Genomic DNA, 23,188 nt, shown 5'->3' with positions numbered 1-23,188 from the left:
CTCTATATTTAAAATACCTAAAAAAGAATCTATCACATTAATAATTAAATTTCAGATTTTATTACAATGTGCTACATACAAAAACAATCATTGAAATTCAGCTCGTATGAATCTCATCCTTTAACATAATTTCATCTACAAGATTAATTCTAAAATTCTTCTTCATCCTCGTCATCTTCTATAAGTCTCTGTCTTTCTTTTTCTCTATCATACTTTTTCAGAGCATATAGTACTCCATCTTCTACTGCTGTTCTTATTATATAGAATAATATAGTAAAGAAAATTATTGATCCTATTACACCAAATCCTAATATATTTCCCACCCCTTATAATGTTTTTATAAATTTATTGCATTCTTTTCTCTTTGTAAATATGTATATCTCTTTATCTTTTTGTTCTTCAATAATCTTATAAAATTTATCTCTATGTTCTTTATTGAAATTCCATATCCATTTAATAAAATCTAAATCAATTCTTTCTGGACATCCATCTGCCATATCTGGACGAACTTTTCCATAGCTAGATAAAACTCTTTTTATTACTCCAAATAAAGAAGTTCTTCTTGGATAATCTAAATATATTATAGTGTCACACCTTTTAATTCTCGCTTCTAGGGTTCTATCATAATTACCATCTATAATCCAATTATCCTTCTCTAATTCTTTCATAAGTAAGATATTAAATTCTTCCCTAGGTATGTTTATCCAGCCTTCTTTCCAAAATAACTTGTCTAGGTGTACCACTGGCAAATCAGTTTTTTCAGATAAAATCCTTGATAATGTGGATTTACCACTTCCCCCACATCCTATAATTATAACTCTTTCCATACTTAAGTCTCCTTTGTATTTATAAATACTATCTAGATACCTTAGTCATTGATTTCAGTGTCATATTTACATAAGCAATTATTTATAAGAGTTTGAGATATTATTTCCAGCATTTGAAATACTACTTCCATTATTATTGCCACAGTATATACCCTTTCTTATAGGTGCAAGTAAAAACCCAGCTACAACTCCACCTAAAAAGCATGATAATACTAATAACTTCTTTTCCTTTTCATTCATAAATTTCACATCCCTTATAATACTATAAAACAATTATATCATATGAATATACATTATTATCCATATTAATATTCATAGTTTCTACTTACTAATAACAATTAAATAACTCTACATATTCTAAATAAATCTACATTTATTAAATTAACTATTATATTATTTATAATATCTATAATAATAAAAAGGTTTTTCACTAATTTCGCCACTATTAAGTATCATTCTAGAATCTATCTTTTTAAATCCTATTCCTTCTACAACCTTCTGCGAAGGATAATTATCTACTTCAACAATAGCCATAACAAAAGGAAGATTAATATAATTAATTCCCCAATCTAATATAGCTTCAGCTGCTTGCTTCATATACCCTTTCCCAGTATATTTTTCAGAAATAAAATAAGCTATTTCAGTCTCATTGTTTACCTCTTCTTTACTCTGTAAAGCAATAATCCCCATTACAGCACCATCTACTTTTCTCTCTATTACTAACTGGCACCATAAATCTCCTGGTTTCTGTTTATCATAAAAATTAGTTAATGCAACTATCCACTCTTCTGTTCTTTCTTCAGTACTTTTCCAATCAGGCATCCATTTTAATATATGATCTTCATTTCTTATCTTATGAAGTACCTCCTTATCCTTAATTTCTACTTTTCTTAAAATTAAATCCTTTGTCTCAATTCTCACTTCCATTTATACCTTCCCCCTTAAAATAATTATACAGATTACTATTTTTATATTACAACCATTTTTTACAAATAAATAAAGATATATAAAAGACTATTATTCAGCCCTTTATATATCCCTATATTCATCTTATATTAATGTATTTTTTGAATTTATCCTTAAGTAAAACTCCATATACCTAATATATTTCATTAAACATTACTTTACTTTTATATTATATAGTTACTATTTAATATTTTGATATCTATTCCTCGGTTATTGTTTCTTCTTCTCTTACAACTTCTTCTTCATCACCTCTGCAGCACTTACAAAGACAGTCAAATTCACCCTCATTAACCTTCTTTGATATAACTGCTGCTGCAGCTACTCCACCTATAACTAAAGCTAGACCTAATAAAACCTTTCCACTATTCTTCATGTAATTTCCCCCTTATTTTTATAAAGTTCTTATACCATCCTTTATATGCTAATTATAACATGTTTTGATACAGTTTTATCTACATTTATTTTATAAAAAACATAAAAATAGATGTAGGTATTAGTCTCTATCTATACTAACTACTTACATCTATAATACTCTATTAAAAAATATGTCTATTAACCTATATTTATAAAGCTATATTCAACTACAGACTTTGTCTTATATAATTTGAAACCTTTTCAAACTTAAAATGTACATAGCTACAGAAAAATAATTCTGTATCTCTTCCTCATCTAGTCCTTTAAAGGCCATAAGTTCATCCCTAAGTAGGCTACTTCCCTCTACATGGAAAAAACCTGACTCAATATCTACTCCAATAAAGATTTCTGTGCCGTTATATATATCATCTTGCTTTTCATATAAACAACAGCCTTCATCTCTATTTTCAACAATGAAAGTAAGTATCTTAGGTGACTGTCCCTCTGATAATTTATTTGCATATACTCTATTCTTTAGAATATTACTTTTTACAATTTCTTTTGCCTTTTTATCATTTAGCTCTCTTAAAATATATCTTTCCTTTATATATTTAATAAGCTCTTCACCAGTCCTTCTATTTGAAACTAATATATTTTTATATTCCTTCCAAATCCCCTTCCACTCATTAATCTTTTCAGGAGTAGCTTCTTCCATTAACATATTTTCACCTCTTATTAAATTTCTCAATAATCCATATACTATTCTAACAAAGAAAAATTTAATTTACAATATTATACAAATAAATTAACACGCTTCTAATATCTTCAATAATATTAAGTTCACTAGATTACATTACTCTTCTTATATAGATTCTAAATTATATTTATTTCTATATGATATAATCAAAATATAAATGTATTATGGAGATGATTATATGGAAAATAAAATAGAACAATTAACTCAAATACTTAAAGAAAGTAACAACATAGTTTTCTTTGGTGGTGCAGGGGTTAGCACTGAAAGTGGGATTCCTGATTTTAGAAGCTCTAATGGGTTATTTAACGAGAAACTTAATATAACATTCACTCCTGAGCAATTAGTTTCTCATAGCTTTTATATTAGGTATCCTAAAGAATTTTTTAACTTTTATAAAGCTAAACTAATATATCCTGATGCTAAACCAAACAAAGCTCATATTGCTTTAGCTAAGCTTGAAAAAATGGGAAAACTTAAAGCTGTTATAACTCAAAACATAGATGGGCTTCATCAGGCTGCTGGTTCTAAAAATGTCTTTGAACTTCATGGATCAGTTTTAAGAAATTATTGTGTTAACTGCAATGCCTTCTATGATGAAAAGTTTATTTTAGAATCTGAAGATATACCTACTTGCAGTAAATGTGGTGGAAGAGTGAAACCTGATGTGGTTCTTTATGAAGAAGGTTTAGATGATGCTACTATTATGGGTTCAGTTCAAGCAATTTCTAAAGCTGATACTTTAATAATTGGAGGTACTTCTTTAGTAGTTTATCCTGCTGCAGGACTTATTGATTATTTTAGAGGAAAGAATATTATTCTTATAAATAAGACTTCAACTTCTGCTGATAATAAAGCTAATTTAGTAATTAATGATTCTATAGGAAAAGTCTTAGGAGAAGCTGTAGAAAACTTATAAAAAAATGCTGTCACTAGCGTATTTACTGTGACAGCATTTTATATTACATAGTTATTTCTTTATTTCTAACTTTTCCTTACTCTAATCTTTTTATTTATTCCAACCTTTTATCTATTCTATTTCGTATTTCCTCCATACGCTTGTCCAATGATGCACTGATTTCAGAGCACTCAAGCAACTCTTTTCCTATTATTTCTGCTTCTTCTGGATTAATATTTTTCTTATATCTTAATTTATGTTCTAGGCTTGCCCAAAAATCCATGGCTATTGTTCTTAGCTGCACTTCTACCTTCATTCTTTTCTTTTCATTTTTTAAGAAAATAGGTACTTCAATAATTAAATGCAAACTTCTATATCCACTTTTCTTAGGATTTTTAATATAATCTTTCTTTTCAATTAATTTAATATCATCTTGACTTAATAAGCAATCTGCCAACATATAAATATCTTCTGGAAAAGAACAAATTACCCTTACCCCTGCAACATCCTTTATATTTTCTTCTATTGACTTCAATGAAAAAGGCAAGTCCTTTCTATTAAGCTTCCTAACAATACCTTCTTTGGACTTTAATCTAGTTTTTATACCTTCTATTGGATTTCTATCATACTGTAATGAAAATTCTTCATTTAATACTTTAAACTTTGTTTCAACCTCCATAATTGCACAACGATAATATGCCATTAATTCATTCATCGGTCTTATATTTTCATTTATAATATCAAAAAGATCATCATTTATTAATTTCTTTCTTAAAATATTTCCACTAATTTTATTCAGCATATAACCATCCCTTACCTTATGTTGATAGTTTTATATTAACACTATCTAAATATAAAAACATTAATCTTAACCATATTGTAATAATTTCTTAAAGATATTCTAATAAATATCTATATGTAGTTACCTTAATTTGTATAAACCTATAATAGATAAAGGAGGAAGAATAATGTGGCAATAACTAGGTATTAGTGGTGGAACTGGATTGATTATACTTATAACTTTATACTATATTATAAAATGGGCTGTTAAAAATGGAATTAATGAATCAATATTAAACTCCTCTATTAAAAGTAATAACCATTATAATAATCAAGATATGATATAATAATTTTATAATAAATGTATTTTTCCATATTTGTTATTTAACTTACAAATATGGAATTATAATTATATAAAATATTTTTCTATGGGGGCACAAATGAAAACAGGAAAACTAAATAAAATAACTGATGTTAAAGGAATAAAGGTAGGTCATAAAACAATTGATAATGGAGATGTTCATACAGGAGTAACTGTTATTATTCCAAGCGAAGATAATATATTTCAAAATAAGTATGTAGCATCATCCTATGTTATTAATGGTTTTGGTAAAACTAGTGGACTTGTTCAAATTGATGAACTTGGAACATTAGAAAGTATTATAGGCCTTACTAATACATTGAGCGTTGGTACTGTACAACAAGCTATTGTAAAACATATGCTTAAGGACAATCCTGATATCGGTAGAGAAACAGGTACAATTAATACTGTTGTTGGAGAATGTAATGATGGTTATATAAATGATATTAGAGCTTGTGCTATTAAGGAAGAAGATGTTTATGAAGCTATTGAAAATGCAACTATAGACTTTGAGCTTGGAAGTGTTGGGGCTGGTAGAGGAATGTCTTGCTTCCAAATGAAAGGTGGAATTGGATCTGCTTCTCGTATTGTTGAATTAGATGGGCAAGAGTACACTGTAGGACTTCTTATATTAAGTAATTTTGGTTTAAAGAAAGATTTTATTTTTGATAAGATTAGCTTTTCTGACCTTGATGATGAAACTTTAGAAAAAGGAAGTATTATGATGATACTAGCTACTGATATCCCCCTATCATCACGTCAATTAAAAAGAATTTGCAAGAGGATGAGTGCTTCTTTAGCAAGACTTGGTTCTTATTTAGGTAATGGAAGTGGAGATATAGTAATTGGATTTTCAACTGCAAATATAATTCCTCATTATGAGACTACAGATATAATTAATGTTAAAGAAATTCATGAAAATAAAATGGATTTAGTATTTAGAGCTTCAATTGAAGCTTGTGAAGATGCCATTATGAGCTCTTTATGGAATAATGAAACTGTTGTTGGTAGAGACGGAAATACTAGATATTCTTTAATGGATACCTTAAAAGAACTTAAGTAATAGATCTTTTTTATAAAAATAATAATTATATATTCACTTAGTAATTTGTAAATTACACTTAAATAAATGGAGGAATATTAGATGAATAATCTGCTTGTTTTAAGCCTATTGAGAGAATAGGCTACTAAAATACTATTCTCTTTTAATCAAATAACTATTATTTGAGGAAGTGAGAATAAAATGAAAAGAATTAAAAATAAATATATTGATATCTTAGTTAAGATGTCCTTCCCTATTTTAATGAACTATTTAGTTATGACTTTATTTGAAGTATTAGATAAGGCTATAGTAGGAAATTATTCAATAGATGACTTTGCTGCAGTTGGTGTATCTGCTACTGTAATATATGGAATTACTGGATCTTTAGGAGTAATTTCAGCTGCATATAATATTATTGCTGCACAATATTTAGGAACAGGTGATAAGGAATCCTTTAACAATTCATTCTATACAGTTATGTGTATATCTTTAATAATTGGACTATCCTTAATATTACTTTCACTATTAGGTGGTAAATTATTATTTTCTAAAGTATTTAGACTAGATGGTAATATCTTAAACCTTTGCTTGGAATACTTTTATATTGCATCAACTACTATAGTAATGAATATGGTTTTATTCAATTTTTCTGTTTATTTTAGAAATCTAAAAGATACTAAAATTTCTTTATATAGTACAATAATTTCTACATGCTTAAATGTAGTATTTGACTATTTATTTGTATATGGAAAGTTTGGATTTCCTGAACTAGGAGCAAAGGGTGCTGCAGTAGGAAGTATATTAGGATTGATAGCTGGAATTGCAGTTTATATAATTAAATTTTATAGAAATGGAGATATAAAATTAAAAGGAGTAATTAGTAAAAAATTTACTCATAAACTTATTAAGTTATATATTCCATTATTAGGCCAAGATGTTATAGAAGGATCAATATTCCCTATTATTTTGACTGGAATTATCTCAAGACTTGGATTATATGAAATTGCATCATATAATTTAGCAGAAAGTCTTGGTAGCATAATGGCTTTACCTATTTACGCATTTTCAACATCTGCAATTACATTATCTATTCAAAAGTCCTTTTCTAATAAGGAAGATAATTCAAAAGATAACGAAGATAATCCAAAAGACATAATAAATACAGCTATAGTATTATCATGCTTCATGGTTTTAATTATAGGTATATTTATTTCTATTTTTCCTAATAAGGTATTAGGATTAATAACTAAGGATGCGACTTTGATATTAAAAGTAACTAAGATATTTATATTAGTAATTCTAATGCAAGTATTTAATATTTTTCATCAAATATATAAAAGTTATTTACAAGGTTTAAATAATGAAAGATTTGTATTAAAATTTACAGGTTTTATAAGTACTATATCTATATCATGGATTCTACTATTATCTATAAAGTTTAACTTAATAGGTGTATATATCGGCTTATGTATAAATAATTTAATATTTGCTATTGTTTATTATTTAAAAATAAATAATAAACAATTCTATAGTGCTAAAAGGCCTAGTAACTAAACCTTAGATTGAAAATCTTATAAGAAATTAATAATAAGAGTTATTACAAAACTATTAGAAATAATCATTTTGTAATAACTCTTTTTTAAATCGAACTTACTAATTACTTTTTAAATGCAAAAACCTTCAATAAGATAAAAGTTACTGGAATTCCTATTATTGCTGCTAAGCTGTATGCTATTAACTTATGTAAGGCTAAAATATTGAATGCTATTACTACAACTATATTTTGAATTATAAAGTTAGGTATATAGGAAACCCCAAACTTAATAAACTTTACAAATGATAGTTTTTCTTTAAAAGTTATACAACTATTTAAAAGGTATGAGATTATAAGCCCAGAAATATATCCCAGAATAAAAGCTAAATTTTCATTAAGTAAACTTGAGTATATATAAGAAAAAATAACCCCATTAATTGTGTTTATTCCACCTATTATAATGAAAAATATAAATTCCTTATTTAAAAATAATCTCTTTATTTTGGACATAAAGTTCATTTCTCTTTTCACCTTTATTATTTAATAATTTATCTTTAATTATATACCTAGGTCTAGCCTTAGTTTCATTGTATATCTTACCTATATATTCTCCTATTACACCTAAAGAAAGTAATTGAATTCCACCTATCATCCAAATAGAAATTACTATTGATGTCCAACCTATTTGAGTTTTTCCTAGAAATTTCATCATTACTGAGTATATTAATGCAATCAAGCTTATTAAAAATATAGAAAATCCTAAAACCGAAATTATTCTTATTGGCTTAATACTAAAGGAAGTTATACCATCTATTGCAAATGCAAGCATTTTCTTTAGTGGATACTTGGACTCTCCTGCAAAACGCTCATGTCTTTCATATTCAACAACAGAGTACTTATATCCAATTAGGGGAACTATACCTCTTAAAAATAAATTTACTTCTTTAAATTCACTTAATCCCTCTAAGGCTCTCCTACTCATAAGCCTATAATCTGCATGATTGTAAACAACATTTACGCCTAACTTATTCATAACCTTATAGAAGCCTAAAGCTGTTGTCCTCTTAAAAAATGTATCTGTTTTTCTTGAGTTTCGAACTCCATATACTATATCATTACCTAGATAATATTCTTCAACAAACTTTTCAATAACATCTATATCATCTTGTAAATCAGCATCTAATGAAATAACCATATCTGCATATTCTTTAGCAACCATTAATCCTGCAAGCAGGGCATTTTGATGTCCCCTATTTTTTGATAAATTTACTCCTGAAAATATATTATTACGCCTATACAACTCTTCTATTATGCTCCAGGTTTTATCCTTAGATCCATCATTAACAAATAGTATCTTACTTTTACTTGATACTTTTCCGTCCTTAATCATTTTATTTACTTTTTCTAAAAGCCTCTTACTTGTCTCCCTTAAAACCTCTTCCTCATTGTAACAAGGGATAACCAAATACAATACTTCTCTCATAACCATATCTCCTTATTTTTATATAGCTAGTCCATTATTTATAGTTAAACATATTTAATAAATTGTAGTATTTTCAAATTCCTCACTTATGTTATATTTATTTAATAAAACTCTAATTCCTTCTATAGCAAAAATGATAAATGCCCATGCTATTATAAGTGAATATCTTCCCTGAGCCTCTGTTACTAAATACATAACTCCATATCCACACAACATTAAATATATTAAATTAATTTCAGAATCCTCAGTATTCTTTCTTCTCTTAATTAGTCCCAGGAATACTAGTATCATAATACAGGCATAAATCAACTCAATTAACCAAAGAGAAACATTTATTCTAACAGCCTCTTCTGGAATATCTAATTTAGATAAATATGCTCCTTCAAAATCTCCTATACTCCATTGCATTGCAAATTTAATTATATAAAATCCAGCTAGTTTTATAGGATTAGTAGTAGTTAGTCTTTCTATTATAATTTCCTTACTTGCTTCATTTATCTTGTCATAATCATAGTTATATTTATTTACAATGCTGGCATCTTCCTCATTCCATCTTCCAAGTCTCTCAATGTTAGTTCCTTTTAATATACTTGTAACTTTTGGCTCACTACCATTCCAAAGCGGAAATTCTGTTACTCCTAGCCCCTGCAACGTAGTACTTACAGTGAATAAAACTAATAAGTATGGTATTAAGTAAAGCCCAACTTTTCTGACCTTTTCAAATAATTTATCTTTTGTATAAATTATTAAATACATTGCAAAGGCTATTATCATAATGGTTGCAACCATTCTAAATAAATTTCCAACAGATAAAATAATTCCAGATAAAACTAGGTAATATTTACTTTTCTTCTTTTTAACTACTAAGATAAATAGATATGTACTAAGTAAATATAATGGTATAGCTATATTCTCCGTACAAAAAATTCCAACATAAGTTACTAATGGTGGAAAAAATGAAGCTAGACTAGCACCATAGAGACCTAGCTTTTTAGAATTAAATATTTCTTTTGCTAAAAGATATATTAAATAAATAGTTAAAACTCCAAAAAACAAATTAAAACTCTTCATTGCAATTAAGTTATTAGCAGGAAAAACCTTTATCATAAAGGCCATATATAAGGTCATTATTGTTAAATGTGGAAACCTACCTAAATATCCACTTCCCCAAAAAGCTCCTGTATCTCCTGATAATAAATCCTGTGCTGTTTCATATATAACTCTAAAGTCTGATATTGGCACAGTATTTATGTTTAATAGCCATAATCCTCTTAAAATAAATCCTAAGAATAAAATTAATAATATCTTTAATTTTATACTTATATTCTTTTTAATAATGAATAGCTCTAAACCAATTGTAATTGCTAAGATTAAAATTGGTATTATAACTTCTATATTGAAACTTTCATAAAAAAATACACTACCAATAGTAATTAATCCACAGGAAAATAAAACTATTCCCATTAAAGCTGTTAATATATTTGTATAAAATTTTGTAAAACCTATTTTAAACTTTTCCATGTTTACTCCTTAATTAATCTAATGGATATCTATTCTACCTTATTAGTGTTATAGTAATAATTATTTTTTATTATTTTATCAGCTATATCATAAGCTTTCTTTAGCATCTCTTCTTCTTTTTCTGATGGATTTCCAACTACTATTCCACCTTTAATTACTGTTGCATCTCTATTTGTTTTTAATAGATTTCTACCCATTTGGTATCCCTTTGTATCTAAACCTAATATATAAGCTACCGTTGGCATAATATCTATTTGTCCACCATGAGCTTCAACAATCTTACTAGGCATATCCACTCCATAGATAAATAAAGGAACCTTATTATCCTTTTCTTGCCACCAGTTTCCATCAATATTACTAGCTTCTACATCTTCCATATAATATTTATGAACTCCACCATGATCTCCATAAATTACTACTATAGTATTGTCTAATAAATTTTTTTCCTTTAATAATTCAAAAAACAATCCAATTTGCTTATCTGCATAATTAACACTTTGAAAATATCCACCTAACCTATTTTCATCTAAATCCTTTGGTAAATCTAATTCTCTATACTTTTCATCAATATCAAAGGGACCATGACTACTCAATGTTGGTAATACAGCTAAGAAAGGTTCTTCCTCCTTTGAAATCTTGTCTACAAATTGTGTATAAAAGCTTCTATCTGATAATCCAAAGCCTGCATATTCATCTATAATATAATCATTTATATCCCATATTGTATTATATCCCGCTGCTGACTTCCCAGCCTGTGCCCAATTCCAGTCACCAGCTCTTTCAGCATGAGTTAATATTGTATTATATCCCTCTTTATTTAATAATCTTGGTAATGAATAATATTTAACTTCTGGGTACTCTAAATAAGTTATAACATCACCTAAAGGTAATACCCCTGAGGCTGCAATCATATCCATATCTATGCTATTTCCCGCATTATTTTGCTCATGTATATTATTAAAATATATACTATTATTATTAATTAACTTATTTAAATTTGGTGTTATCTCCTGCCCAAATACCCTTTCATTAATTACAAAGTTTTCTAAAGACTCAATTTGAAGAAAAATAACATTTTTACCTTTAGCTATGGACTTATACTCATTATCTTCTATATATTCATTATTCCAAGATAACCACTCATCTATTTCATTAATATCATTATCATCAGTTTGTTTTACTAATTTTTTAATAGTCTTATAATCCTCATAAATATGATGACCTATTGGTGATCTATATAGAATTCTAGTATACGGATTCCATGATCCTTGCCAATCTTCTTGCATAAATCTAACTTTCCCATTAGATACTTCTTTAATATCAAATATATAGTGATAACTTCCTATTATAATAAAGCAAATAACAACTAGTGATAATGAAAGCCCTACTCTTCTTTTATTATTAATTTTATTACTAAGTTTTTTATAATAAAATAATAATATACCAATATCAATTACAAGTATTATATCCCTTAGTTTAGGATTGATTATACCTTTATTTAAAGTATAAAAACCTTCATTAAAGAATAAGAACTTTAATTCTAATAAATGTCCAGTCCCTCTATACACCCATAAATCTAAGATAAGTAAAAGAGTATATATAATATCTACAATAATTATATACTTAAGAGAATTCTTTCCCTTAAACATTAAACATGGAAATATAACTATTCCTAATATAGCTAAATGAGCTATTGTTAAAAATACATTTATACCTACTCCATTAATAGCATAAATACCATTATCAAAGGAAATAAATAATGTGAATAAAAATCCTTTTAAATATAAAATACTTATTAATATTGTTATCCCTCTAAATTTTTTCAAAAGAATCCTCCCTATTAGATTTTCTAAGTAAAAATCTTATTCCTTCTATTGCTAAAATAATAAATACCCATGCAATTATTAAAGAATATCTTGCTTGAGACTCTGTTATTAAACACATCACTCCATAGCCACATAATATTAAATATATTAAATTTATTTCACTATCACTATTATTCTTTCTCCTATTTATTAATCCTAAAAATACAAGAATTAAAGTGCCCATATAAAATATCTCTAGAACTTTTAGCTTTACATCTATTATTATTTCCTCTTCTGGAACATATAGCTTTGACCAATAACTCCCTCCAAAATCCCCTTCATTCCACTGATTAACAAATTTAACTAAATAAAACCCTGCTAATTTTAAAGGAGGAGTTGTAGTTAATCTTTCTATTATAATTTTCTTACTTTCTTCTTCTATTAATTCATAATCGTAGTTATTATTATTAACTATAGAAGCATCCTCTTCATTCCATCTGCCCCAGCTTTCTAAATTACTTCCTTTTAAAATACTAGTGATCTTAGGCTCACTACCTTTCCATAAAGGGAATTCTGTTACTCCAAGGCTTTGCAGTGAAAAACTTACAGTAATTAAAACTAAAAAGTATGGAATTAAATATAAAGCTAATTTTTTTATTTTTTCTAGTAGATTGTCCTTTGTGTAGATAATAATATACATAGCAAAAGCTATTAACATAATAGTAGCAACCATCCTAAATAAGTTTCCAAATGACAACATTATTCCTGATAAAATTAGATAATACTTATTAACTTTCTTCTGTACTACTAGCACAAAAATATAAGTGCTTAATAAATAAAATGGAATTGCAATATTTTCTGTACAAAAAACTCCTACATATGTCACCAGTGGTGGAAATATCACTGCAATACTTGCTGCATACAAGCCTAGTTTTTTAGATTTAAAAATTTCTTTTGCTAAAAGATATATTAAATATATAGTTAAAACTCCAAATAGTAAGTTAAATATCTTCATTGCTAGTAAATTTTTTACTGGAAATACCTTTATCATAAAGGCCATATATAGAGTCATAATAGTTAAATGCGGAAATCTTCCAATATATCCATTTCCCCAAAAGGCTCCAACATCCCCTTCAAATAATGATTCTGCAACTTCATAAATAACTCTAAAATCTGAAGTTGGAGAACTATTAATATTTAATAGCCACAATCCTCTTAAGATAAATCCTAAAAATAAAATAATGAATAATTTCCATTTATTATTTATTTTCTTATTTTTGATAGCAAAAATGCATAAAAAAATAATAGCTACTCCTATTATTATTGGTGCTATATCCCTAATTTCTAGCTTACCTAAATAATAACTACAAGATACTATCACCATTGCCATTAGAATTATTAGTATATTTATATAAAAGTTAGTAAATAACTTTTCAAATCTTTTAATCAATATAATATCACCTATCCCATTTTATGTATTTTTGTGATATTTTATATTATATCACTTTTTTACAAATATTTTCTATATTTTGATAAAACAACATCATTGTATATATTCCAGCTAAAATTAGTGAACTCTTTATACAAAATATATTAAGCCTTCTTATATATCATATAAGCCTTTCCTTTTTATTAAATATTATCTATTTGTTCTAATTTCAATATTAAGATAAATATATTAAGTATAATCAAAGGATTTATTAAGGAGTTATTAAGGAGTTATTAAGACTTTATAAATAAAATATCCAATACTAATTTAGTAACTCTAATATCCTTGACATAAGCTCTATATTTCACCCCTAGTAAATTCAACTTAACTAAGTATCTCAATTATTAGACACCTAAAGGCTTAAAAAGGTTCCCATATTTTCAAAAAAAGAAGCTACCCCACTACTTATTTAGTGAGATAGCTCCTTTTTATTACAATATTAATTTTACTTATAATTATTCTGAATATTTTTCATAAGTTAGTATAACTTCTTCAGCTGCTCTCATTGCTTAATTTTGAAATGCTTTTACCTCTTTAACTATAGGTGCATATTACCCTAAAGCACAACTGTATATAGCATATTATAAATTACACTACCTTAGTTCCATGAATTTCTTTAGCACCAGTATATTCTAATAAGTAATCTCTATTTTCCTTATTTACACCTTTTCCTGGCATAACTATTATTCTATCATTTGCATATTCGATTAATTCTTTTAGAACATCCTTACCTGCCATAGCATCTTCTGTTCCACCTTTAGTTAGGATTCTATCTACTCCTAAATCTACTAATTCATCGATGGCCTTCTTTTTATCTTCTATTTCATCAAATGCCATATGGAAGGTAATTTTCATAGGTTTTGCTTCTTCTACTAATCTTTTAGTTAATTCTAAATCTATTTCATTTTCTTTTAAAGCACCTATTACAACTCCATAAGCTCCTAATTCCTTACACATTCTTATATCTTCAATCATAATATCAGCTTCATCTTTTGAAAATTCAAAGTTTCCACCTCTAGGTCTTATGATAACCATAGCTGGAATCTTAAGAGTATTAATTACTTTTTTGATATTTCCATAACTAGGAGTTGTGCCTCCTTCTATAAGATTATCGCAAAATTCAATTCTATCTGCTCCTAAAATCTCAGCTTCTGCAGCATCACTGTAACTACCTACACATTTCTCAAATAATTTCATAATATCCTCCTTAGTTAAATAACTATTAACCTTATATATTTATATTTATTATTATATAAATAATAAAATAATGTCACACTATAAACCCTAAAAGAAAAACTCAACCTATATGAATTTTGTTTTATACTGTACTTACTTTAACTGTACAATATAAAATAATAAATCACAAGACTGAGTTTTTTATTGATATTTCTCTAATTATAATATTGAATTTTGTGATAAGCTCTTATATCTATCATATCTTTCTTTAGCATCTTCTTCAGTTTTAGCAAATAACTCATCTGCTATTTCTGGGAAGGCCTTAGCAAGTGATGAATATCTTACTTCACCCATTAAGAAGTCTCTAAGACTACTACTTGGTTCCTTTGAATCTAAAGCAAAGGCATTTTTACCTTGAACCTTTAAATCTGGGTTATATCTATACAAATGCCAATATCCTGAATCAACAGCTCTCTTTTCTTCATAAGGAGTATTGGACATTCCAAGCTTAATTCCATGACTTATACAAGTTGCATAAGCAATTATTAATGAAGGTCCATCATAAGCCTCAGCTTCTGCTATAGCCTTAAGGGTTTGATTTAAGTTAGCTCCCATACAAACTTGAGCTACATAAACATAACCATAAGTCATAGCCATAAGTCCTAAGTCCTTCTTCTTGGTTCTCTTTCCTGTAGCTGCAAACTTAGCAACAGCTGCTTCTGGAGTTGCCTTTGAAGATTGACCTCCTGTATTTGAATAAATTTCTGTATCAAATACTAAAACATTAATATCTTCACCTGAAGCTAATACATGGTCTAATCCACCATAGCCAATGTCATATGCCCATCCATCTCCTCCAAATATCCATTGAGATCTCTTAACAAAGAATTCCTTATCCTTTAAGATTTCTTTAGCTATTTCTGAGGTTTCAGATTCTAAAGCCTGAGTCAATAACTTAGCTCTTTCTCTAGTTCCTTCTCCACTTTCTCTATGGTCATACCAATCTTGTAGCACTGCTTTAGACTTATCTGAAAGATTTCCTTCTTCTAAAGCTATTCTTACATTATCAGCAATTCTTTCTCTTATAGTCTTAACTCCAAGGAACATTCCAAGACCATATTCTGCATTATCTTCAAATAATGAATTAGCCCAAGCTGGTCCATGGCCTTCACTATTTGCTTTATAAGCAGTTGAAGCACCTGATGCAGCCCAAATTGATGAACAACCTGTTGCATTGGCTATCATCATTCTATCACCAAATAATTGAGTTACAAGCTTAGCATATGGAGTTTCTCCACAACCTGCACAAGCTCCTGAGAATTCTAATAAAGGTTCCTCAAATTGACTTCCCTTTACTGTATTCTTACTCATAGGATTTTCCTTAGGTGATAATCCATCAATAGCATATTCCCATGCTTTAATTTGATCTGTTTGAGTTTCTATAGGCTTCATAACTAAAGCCTTACCTGGAGCTGGACATATTTGAGCACAGTTTCCACATCCAGTACAATCTAAAGTAGATATTCCAATAGTGTATTGATACTCTTTATTTCCCTTAACTCCATTAGCCTTTATACTCTTATAGCTATCTGGAGCATTCTTTGCTTCCTTGTTAGTAGCTAAGAATGGTCTAATAACAGCATGTGGACAAACAAATGCACATTGGTTACATTGAATACATTTATCTTGTTGCCATTCTGGAACATTAACAGCAATTCCTCTCTTTTCAAATGCAGTAGTACCTGACATAAAGGTTCCATCAGAAGTACCTGAATCTATAAATGTTGAAACAGGAATATTGCTTCCTTCTAAACTATTAATAGGAATACAAATTTCTTCAACAAACTTAGGTAATACCTTCTTTTCACTTTCTTCCTTATCTACAGCATCCCTCCATGAATCCTTAGGAGTAATCTTAACTAATGAATCTAAGCCCTTATCAATAGCTTCATAATTCATATTAATAATCTTTTCTCCCTTTTTACCATAAGATTCAACTACTGCATTTTTTAAATACTTAACTGCATCTTCAATAGGAATAATATTAGCTAGCTTAAAGAAAGCAGCTTGCATTATCATATTAATTCTTCCACCAAGGCCTATTTCTTGAGCAATCTTTATAGCATTTATAATATAGAAATCTATATTATTTTCTACTATATATCTCTTCATCTTAGCTGGAAGCTTTTCTTCAAGTTCTGCTTCATCCCAAATAGAGTTTAAGACAAATACACCATTTTTTCTTAATCCCTTTAGAACATCATACTTATAGACATAAGATTGATTGTGACAAGCTACAAAGTTAGGCTTTTCTATTTCATAATGTGATTTAATTAATGATTTACCAAATCTTAAATGTGATACAGTTATACCACCTGATTTCTTTGAATCATAGGCAAAATATCCTTGAGCATACATATTAGTATGATCACCAATTATTTTTATTGCACTCTTATTAGCACCAACTGTACCATCTGATCCTAATCCCCAGAATTTACACTCAGTTGTGCCTGCTGGTGTTGCATCTACTTCTTCAATTGGATCTAAAGAAAGATTAGTTACATCATCTTCAATACCAATAGTAAATCCATTTATAGGTTTGTCAGCTTTTAAGTTTTCAAATACTGCTGCTACATGTGAAGGATATGGATCTTTTGAAGACAGCCCAAACCTTCCACCATAAACCTTAGGTGGATTATCCATTTCATTAACAGCTCTAACAACATCTAAGTATAAAGGCTCACCTACTGATCCAGGCTCCTTAGTTCTATCTAAAACGGCAATTTTCTTAACTGTATTTGGAATAACCTTTAATAACTTTTCAATAGAGAATGGTCTATAAAGTCTTACTTTAACAAGACCTACTTTTTCTCCTTTAGCTCTTAAATAATCTATAGTTTCTTCAGCAACTTCAGTTACTGCACCCATTGCAATTATAATTCTATCAGCTTCTTTGTCTCCATAATAATCAAAACAATGATATTCTCTACCTGTAAGTTCAGTAATCTTAGACATATATTCTTCAACTATATCTGGAATATCCTCATAATACTTATTTAATGCTTCGCTTAATTGGAAATATACATCAGGATTTTGTGAAGTACCTCTTGTAACTGGATGATCAGGATTTAATGCACCTTTTCTAAAATTATTTAAAGCTTCATAATCAACTAAATTTGCAAGTTCATCATATTCTAAAACTTCAATCTTTTGAATTTCATGGGATATTCTAAATCCATCAAAGAAATTAACAAAGGGCATCCTTGCTTTAATAGCTGTTAAGTGGGCAACAGGAGCTAAGTCCATTACTTCTTGTACTGAACCTTCTGAAAGCATTGCAAATCCTGTTTGTCTTGCTGCCATAACATCTTGGTGATCTCCAAAAATACTTAGTGATGATGTTGCAATAGATCTAGCTGCCACATGTATAACTGCTGGTAGTCTTTCCCCAACCATCTTATACATATTAGGAACCATTAGTAATAAACCTTGAGATGCTGTAAAAGTAGTGCTTAAGGCACCTGCTTGTAGAGAACCGTGAAGAGCACCTGCTGCCCCCGCCTCTGATTGCATTTCAACTAGCTTCACAGGTTTACCGAATATATTTTTCTTACCCTTTGCCTCCCATTCATCCATATGTTCAGCCATTGGTGAAGATGGAGTTATTGGATAAATTGTACTAACTTCTGTAAGGGCATATGCCACATGAGCTGCAGCAGTATTTCCATCCATGGTCTTTGTTCTTCTCATTTTGTCTACATACCTCCTTTGAACTTTATTGTATATATTAGTTTCAATAATATTTTAGTTTTTGCATAGATATGTTCAAATATACAAAAATCAATCTTGTATTTAACACCTACATCTATAATATACCAAATAATAATAGTTCTTTAAAGATAATCATTATACTTTTAAGTAATTTTCAATATTCATATTTATGCATATTATGCCCATATAAAACCTACTTCTCTCCAAGTCGACATTCTGATTATATTATGTAAAATCATATTAATGAAAAACTTCCTAACAATATAAGTTTATCTACATTACAAAAAATAGTAGATAATTAACTTATATTATTAAGAAGTCTCAGTTTCACTAACTTTTATTGAAATTCAGCTCGTCTGAATTTCTTCCTTTAGTAGGCCTGCATCCCCAAACTCAAATTATTAAAGAAGCTTTTTAACATTAATGATATGTATTAAATTGGAGATTTTATTATAATGAGAAACTACAATTCTTATTTAAGATAGCTAAGATGGCGTTAAGAATTTTTATTGTTTGAGCGAAGCGAGTTATAAAAATTTAGCCAGCTTAGATAACTTAAATTTAGAATTGTATTCGAAATTATTTAAAAATCGGAAAGTTAATACATATCATTATGTTATATTCGCATTTTAAAACTAGTTATACTTATTGATTGCTTTTCTTCATTTCTATTAATAGTATATGAGATTTATTTTTAGCTTTAATATTTATACTATCTTCTACTATTTCTAATCCATCTCTTTCATAAATATCAAGATTATTTATTTCAGAATCTCCTTCTATTTGAACTAAGTATCCTTGTCGTCCTTCTTTTATTGGAAAATCTATTTCCTTACCCTCATCTAATTCAACTACATAAAAGTTTGCATCTTGATTTATCTTTATAGGGGCATTGCCTTCCTTGCTAGAAACGATATTTAACCATTTATTTTTTCTATCATCTTCTTTAAATCTATAGTCTCCATAGTTTGGCTTATATCCCTTCTTATCAGGAACTACCCAAATTTGAAGTATTCTTGTAGTTTCATCACCTAAGTTTTCTTCACTGTGATAAACTCCTGTTCCAGCACTCATATATTGAACGTGTCCCCTATATACAGTATTTTTATTTCCCATAGTATCCCCATGAGTTAGTCCTCCATCCACAATGTAAGATACTATTTCCATATCTTTATGTGGATGAAGAGGAAATCCTGTCCCTGCTGCAATTAAGTCATCATTAATAACTCTTAATGCTCCAAAATTCATATTATCTATATTAAAATATTCTGCGAAAGAAAAGTGAAATATACTTCTAAGCCATCCTAACTCACTTTTTCCCATATTCTTATGATCAATTCTTCTTAACAAATTAAATTCCTCCTGTATACTTTTTATACTAATAAAATATCTATCGCTTATTTATAAAAAGGAATCCAGTCTAAAACTGAATTCCTATGTTAATTTTTTATTTTACTTAATTATTTTAACTCTATCTTCTATTGGGGAAAATTCCTTTTCTCCAGCTCCTGCTACAATCTTACCGAAAGGCATTTGAGCCATCATTCTCCAGTTATTTGGTATATTAAATTCTTTCTTAACTTCTGCATCTATTAATTCAGTATAATGTTGAAGACTTGCTCCAAGACCTTCTGCTGCAAAAGCAGTCCAAACTGAGAATTGCATCATACCTGATCCTTGAAGAGCCCATACTGGGAAATTATCCTTATATAATTCAAATTGCTCTTGTAATGATTCCACTACTGCAAAATCTTCAAAGAATAAAACTGTTCCATATCCACCTTTAAAAGAATTGATTTTTGCTTCAGTTGATGCAAAATCATTTTCTGGAACTATCTTTCTTAAAGCTTCCATAGTTATATTCCATAGCTTATCATGAGATTCTCCCAATAAGACAACAGCTCTTGTAGTTTGAGAATTAAAAGCTGATGGTACATGCTTTACTATATACTCTACTATTTCCTTAATTCTTTCATCTGATATTGGTGACTCCTTACTTATTGCATAAATGCTTCTTCTTTCCTTTATTGCTTCATAAAAATTTTTATTCATTTATAACCTCTCCTATCTTTTTATATAAAATTTTTTTATTAATCCTCATAAACCTTTTTAAAAAAATTATTTCAAAACTTTTCTCTGCTAAATTAAATTATTTTAAAACATTTCTTAGTTGTATTAAATTCTCTAAAAGCTGAGTTTTACTTTCTTCATCTAAATCTTTAAATAAATTATCTAAAAAGTCCTTATGTTTAGGAAATATATGCGAAATATAATCTTTTCCTTTTTCCGTTAAGGAAACATAATAAACTCTTTTATCTTTATTACATTTTCTACGAACTACAAACTCTTTTTTTTCTAGTTTATTTATTACATAGGTAATTGTTCCACTAGTTACAAGAATTTTTTCTGCTACTTTTTGCACTGGTTGGTCTCCTTTATGATATAACATTTCTAAAACACCAAATTCACTTATATTTAAGTCAAACTCTTGAAGACTCTTCTCTATTTGAAAAAATAAATTATTATAAGTTCTAGCCACTGCAACAACTAGCTTTAAATTTACATTATCCATATATTCACCTACATTATCTTGATTTCAAGATAATTATACCTCTAACATATCTTGAAGTCAAGATAATTATTGAAAGTAATTATCAATTACTACCAAAGCTATCTTCTTTCGCTCCTTAGCCTTGTTCCAAGTGTCTAAAATAAGCTACTTCCTTATAATAAATATAACCATAAAGTATATAGTTATATTTATAACAAAATAAAGCATAAAGTTTCCTATATGTATATAATGAAACCTTATGCTTTATTATTTTTCTAGTCTTAATTATGTAACTCTTATATTTGCTCAATACCTAATAACACTTCTCTATAAATTTAATTCTATATTCCTTTTATAGCCGATTCAAAATCATCTACATATTGAATAGATTCAGTCCATCCTGCAATACTTCTTCCTAATCTTTTAAATTGAGATATAGTTATAGCATTTCCTTTAGTAATTAAAAATCTGTTTTTAAAAGGAACAGCCATGTATCTTTCTAATAAACTTTCTAACATAGTTGCTACTTGTGGACTTGATGGTTTTAATTCTGGTGCATCTATTACTAAAGTATAATCCTTTGAAGGAAATGTTTTAGTAATTTCATCATAATCCTTTAAAAAAGATGCTCCATCCTCTTCACTAAAAAATCCAGATGCTTGTGCATGAAAAACTTGTTTCACTTTGTCCACCTTTAATTGATAAGTTGAATTTTTCCCTTGATATTGTTTCATTTGAAAATCTCCCTTGAAATATTATTTATAATTAATTTTTTAACTATATTAACAATTTTAAAGTTTAAATAATAATACTGTTACAACAGAACCTGATCCCATAGATGCTAAAGTTAAATAATCTCCCTTTTTAACTTTTCCTGTTTTTATAGCTCTATCAAGGGCAATAATAGGACTAGTTGTTCCAGTATAACCATATTCATTTCCCACATAGGTTGTCTTATTTGTGTCAATTCCTAACTTTTCTAAAGTAAGTCTAGCATCTGGAATTGTAAATTGAGAAAATATTAAGTGATCAATATCTGCTACCTTTATTCCATTATCTTCTGAAATTTCATTAATTAAATTTACCCATACATCAGAGATAAAACTTCCATCAAAAGGCTTCCAGAACCACTTATTATCCTCACCATTGGCTACCCCATATTTTGTAATCTTAGAATAACCAACTTTAGGCATAAGAATATTGTTACATTCTGAAGTTTGTGTTAAATGAACTGAGTCAATAAATCCTCTCTTTTCATCCTCTTCAACTTTTTCTAATATAACAGCAGCTGCCGCATCACCAAAGTTTGTATAAGAAACTGAATCTTTTTCATTTCCTACAGCACTAAATAATATTCCCCCTACAACTAATGCTCTCTTAAACCTTTTATTAGTCATAAGTATTCTACTAGCTTGATCTAAAGCAGTAATCATTCCTAAGCAATTGGCATTTGTATCATATGCCATCTTAATTCTAACATCATCTCCACCTAGCATTTCTAATAATTTGACTGCATTAGAAGGTGATGTATATTCTGGAGTATCAGTTGCAAAAATTATTAAATCTATCTCTTCTATATTTAAGTTTGAATCCTTCAAAGCATCTTTACTAGCTTTATATGCCATAGTAATTACAGTTTCATTTGTATCATTAGAAAGATATCTATATTCTCTTTCTAAATGCTTTAATAGTCCTGTTACCTCTATCCCCATCTCCTTAAAATGGTTAATAAAGTAGTCATTATGTACTCTATTATCAGGATGATATACTCCTGTACTAATAATATTTATGTTTTGTTCTTTCATGAATTCTACCCCTTGTGCTTTAATAACATATGTGTTTTTATTCATTTTTTCATAATATGTATACAATTATC

The 23,188-nt window shown here is 28.2% G+C and carries 23 protein-coding genes; 4 read left to right on the top strand and 19 right to left on the bottom strand.

The window, feature by feature from the left end; translation table 11 throughout:
• Nucleotides 1–149: 149 nt before the first annotated feature.
• From E5347_RS16895 to E5347_RS10235, 6 genes are all read right to left on the bottom strand, one after another.
• Nucleotides 150–323 (bottom strand): hypothetical protein, encoded by a 174-nt coding sequence (locus tag E5347_RS16895; protein ID WP_168354947.1) that lies wholly within the window; start codon nucleotides 321–323, stop codon nucleotides 150–152.
• 3 nt (nucleotides 324–326) lie between these two features.
• Nucleotides 327–827, bottom strand: a complete 501-nt coding sequence (locus E5347_RS10245) for a DNA topology modulation protein (protein ID WP_136007046.1) — start codon at nucleotides 825–827, stop codon at nucleotides 327–329.
• Nucleotides 828–905: 78 nt separating this feature from the next.
• Nucleotides 906–1,067: a hypothetical protein gene (locus E5347_RS16890; RefSeq protein ID WP_168354946.1), complete on the bottom strand. Its 162-nt coding sequence runs from the start codon at nucleotides 1,065–1,067 to the stop codon at nucleotides 906–908.
• Between the two features lie 153 nt (nucleotides 1,068–1,220).
• Complete coding sequence (locus E5347_RS10240) at nucleotides 1,221–1,754, bottom strand: GNAT family N-acetyltransferase (RefSeq protein ID WP_136007044.1); 534 nt, start codon at nucleotides 1,752–1,754, stop codon at nucleotides 1,221–1,223.
• Between the two features lie 238 nt (nucleotides 1,755–1,992).
• Entirely contained in the window at nucleotides 1,993–2,166 is a 174-nt protein-coding gene (locus E5347_RS16885) for a hypothetical protein (protein ID WP_168354945.1), read from the bottom strand.
• 222 nt (nucleotides 2,167–2,388) lie between these two features.
• A complete protein-coding gene (locus E5347_RS10235; RefSeq protein ID WP_136007042.1) occupies nucleotides 2,389–2,868 on the bottom strand; it encodes a hypothetical protein in 480 nt (159 codons plus the stop codon).
• Nucleotides 2,869–3,082: 214 nt separating this feature from the next.
• On the opposite strand from E5347_RS10235, the gene E5347_RS10230 reads away from it, so the two are divergent.
• A complete protein-coding gene (locus E5347_RS10230) occupies nucleotides 3,083–3,820 on the top strand; it encodes an NAD-dependent protein deacylase (protein WP_136007040.1) in 738 nt (245 codons plus the stop codon).
• A 94-nt stretch (nucleotides 3,821–3,914) separates the two neighbouring features.
• Here the strand turns inward: E5347_RS10230 and E5347_RS10225 are convergent, their stop codons facing one another.
• On the bottom strand, nucleotides 3,915–4,601 hold the full coding sequence (locus tag E5347_RS10225) for a GTP pyrophosphokinase (protein WP_136007038.1): 687 nt from the start codon (nucleotides 4,599–4,601) through the stop codon (nucleotides 3,915–3,917).
• Between the two features lie 184 nt (nucleotides 4,602–4,785).
• Here E5347_RS10225 and E5347_RS17190 point away from each other — a divergent pair, with 184 nt between their 5' ends.
• The 3 genes from E5347_RS17190 to E5347_RS10215 all read left to right on the top strand — a co-directional run bounded on the left by E5347_RS17190 (nucleotide 4,786) and on the right by E5347_RS10215 (nucleotide 7,536).
• On the top strand, nucleotides 4,786–4,926 hold the full coding sequence (locus E5347_RS17190; protein ID WP_279230098.1) for a DUF6019 family protein: 141 nt from the start codon (nucleotides 4,786–4,788) through the stop codon (nucleotides 4,924–4,926).
• A gap of 93 nt (nucleotides 4,927–5,019) precedes the next feature.
• Nucleotides 5,020–6,003 carry a P1 family peptidase gene (locus E5347_RS10220; RefSeq protein WP_136007036.1) on the top strand — a complete coding sequence of 328 codons (984 nt, stop codon included), beginning with the start codon at nucleotides 5,020–5,022 and terminating at the stop codon, nucleotides 6,001–6,003.
• A 180-nt stretch (nucleotides 6,004–6,183) separates the two neighbouring features.
• Complete coding sequence (locus E5347_RS10215; protein ID WP_136007034.1) at nucleotides 6,184–7,536, top strand: MATE family efflux transporter; 1,353 nt, start codon at nucleotides 6,184–6,186, stop codon at nucleotides 7,534–7,536.
• A gap of 103 nt (nucleotides 7,537–7,639) precedes the next feature.
• Here E5347_RS10215 and E5347_RS10210 read toward each other — a convergent pair whose 3' ends face one another.
• The 12 genes from E5347_RS10210 to E5347_RS10155 all read right to left on the bottom strand — a co-directional run bounded on the left by E5347_RS10210 (nucleotide 7,640) and on the right by E5347_RS10155 (nucleotide 23,117).
• Nucleotides 7,640–8,035, bottom strand: coding sequence for a GtrA family protein (locus tag E5347_RS10210; protein WP_136007032.1), 396 nt, complete (start codon nucleotides 8,033–8,035; stop codon nucleotides 7,640–7,642).
• Nucleotides 7,995–8,999, bottom strand: coding sequence for a glycosyltransferase family 2 protein (locus E5347_RS10205; RefSeq protein WP_136007030.1), 1,005 nt, complete (start codon nucleotides 8,997–8,999; stop codon nucleotides 7,995–7,997). Before E5347_RS10205 ends, E5347_RS10210 begins: the two co-directional genes overlap by 41 nt.
• Nucleotides 9,000–9,053: 54 nt before the next feature.
• A complete protein-coding gene (locus E5347_RS10200) occupies nucleotides 9,054–10,520 on the bottom strand; it encodes a glycosyltransferase family 39 protein (RefSeq protein ID WP_136007029.1) in 1,467 nt (488 codons plus the stop codon).
• A gap of 29 nt (nucleotides 10,521–10,549) precedes the next feature.
• Entirely contained in the window at nucleotides 10,550–12,346 is a 1,797-nt protein-coding gene (locus E5347_RS10195) for an LTA synthase family protein (protein ID WP_136007027.1), read from the bottom strand.
• Nucleotides 12,333–13,775, bottom strand: a complete 1,443-nt coding sequence (locus E5347_RS10190; protein WP_136007025.1) for a glycosyltransferase family 39 protein — start codon at nucleotides 13,773–13,775, stop codon at nucleotides 12,333–12,335. The genes E5347_RS10195 and E5347_RS10190 overlap by 14 nt, the downstream gene beginning before the upstream one ends.
• A 627-nt stretch (nucleotides 13,776–14,402) precedes the next feature.
• The gene (locus E5347_RS10185; RefSeq protein ID WP_136007023.1) at nucleotides 14,403–15,011 is read right to left on the bottom strand and encodes a copper homeostasis protein CutC; all 609 of its coding nucleotides are present in this window, start codon (nucleotides 15,009–15,011) and stop codon (nucleotides 14,403–14,405) included.
• Between the two features lie 198 nt (nucleotides 15,012–15,209).
• Nucleotides 15,210–18,740 (bottom strand): pyruvate:ferredoxin (flavodoxin) oxidoreductase, encoded by a 3,531-nt coding sequence (gene nifJ / locus E5347_RS10180; protein WP_136007021.1) that lies wholly within the window; start codon nucleotides 18,738–18,740, stop codon nucleotides 15,210–15,212.
• A 666-nt stretch (nucleotides 18,741–19,406) separates the two neighbouring features.
• Nucleotides 19,407–20,111 carry a pirin family protein gene (locus tag E5347_RS10175; protein ID WP_136007019.1) on the bottom strand — a complete coding sequence of 235 codons (705 nt, stop codon included), beginning with the start codon at nucleotides 20,109–20,111 and terminating at the stop codon, nucleotides 19,407–19,409.
• A 102-nt stretch (nucleotides 20,112–20,213) separates the two neighbouring features.
• Nucleotides 20,214–20,813: a nitroreductase family protein gene (locus tag E5347_RS10170; RefSeq protein ID WP_136007017.1), complete on the bottom strand. Its 600-nt coding sequence runs from the start codon at nucleotides 20,811–20,813 to the stop codon at nucleotides 20,214–20,216.
• A gap of 97 nt (nucleotides 20,814–20,910) precedes the next feature.
• On the bottom strand, nucleotides 20,911–21,333 hold the full coding sequence (locus E5347_RS10165; RefSeq protein ID WP_136007016.1) for a MarR family winged helix-turn-helix transcriptional regulator: 423 nt from the start codon (nucleotides 21,331–21,333) through the stop codon (nucleotides 20,911–20,913).
• A gap of 320 nt (nucleotides 21,334–21,653) precedes the next feature.
• Nucleotides 21,654–22,046: a hypothetical protein gene (locus tag E5347_RS10160; protein ID WP_136007014.1), complete on the bottom strand. Its 393-nt coding sequence runs from the start codon at nucleotides 22,044–22,046 to the stop codon at nucleotides 21,654–21,656.
• Nucleotides 22,047–22,103: 57 nt separating this feature from the next.
• Entirely contained in the window at nucleotides 22,104–23,117 is a 1,014-nt protein-coding gene (locus tag E5347_RS10155; protein WP_136007012.1) for a ketoacyl-ACP synthase III, read from the bottom strand.
• Between the last annotated feature and the right edge of the window lie 71 nt (nucleotides 23,118–23,188).

This window comes from Clostridium sartagoforme (assembly GCF_004794105.1).
Taxonomy (GTDB): domain Bacteria; phylum Bacillota; class Clostridia; order Clostridiales; family Clostridiaceae; genus Clostridium; species Clostridium sartagoforme_B.
Note: the sequence above shows the minus strand (reverse complement) of the source record. Positions and strands in the feature narration are given on the sequence as shown.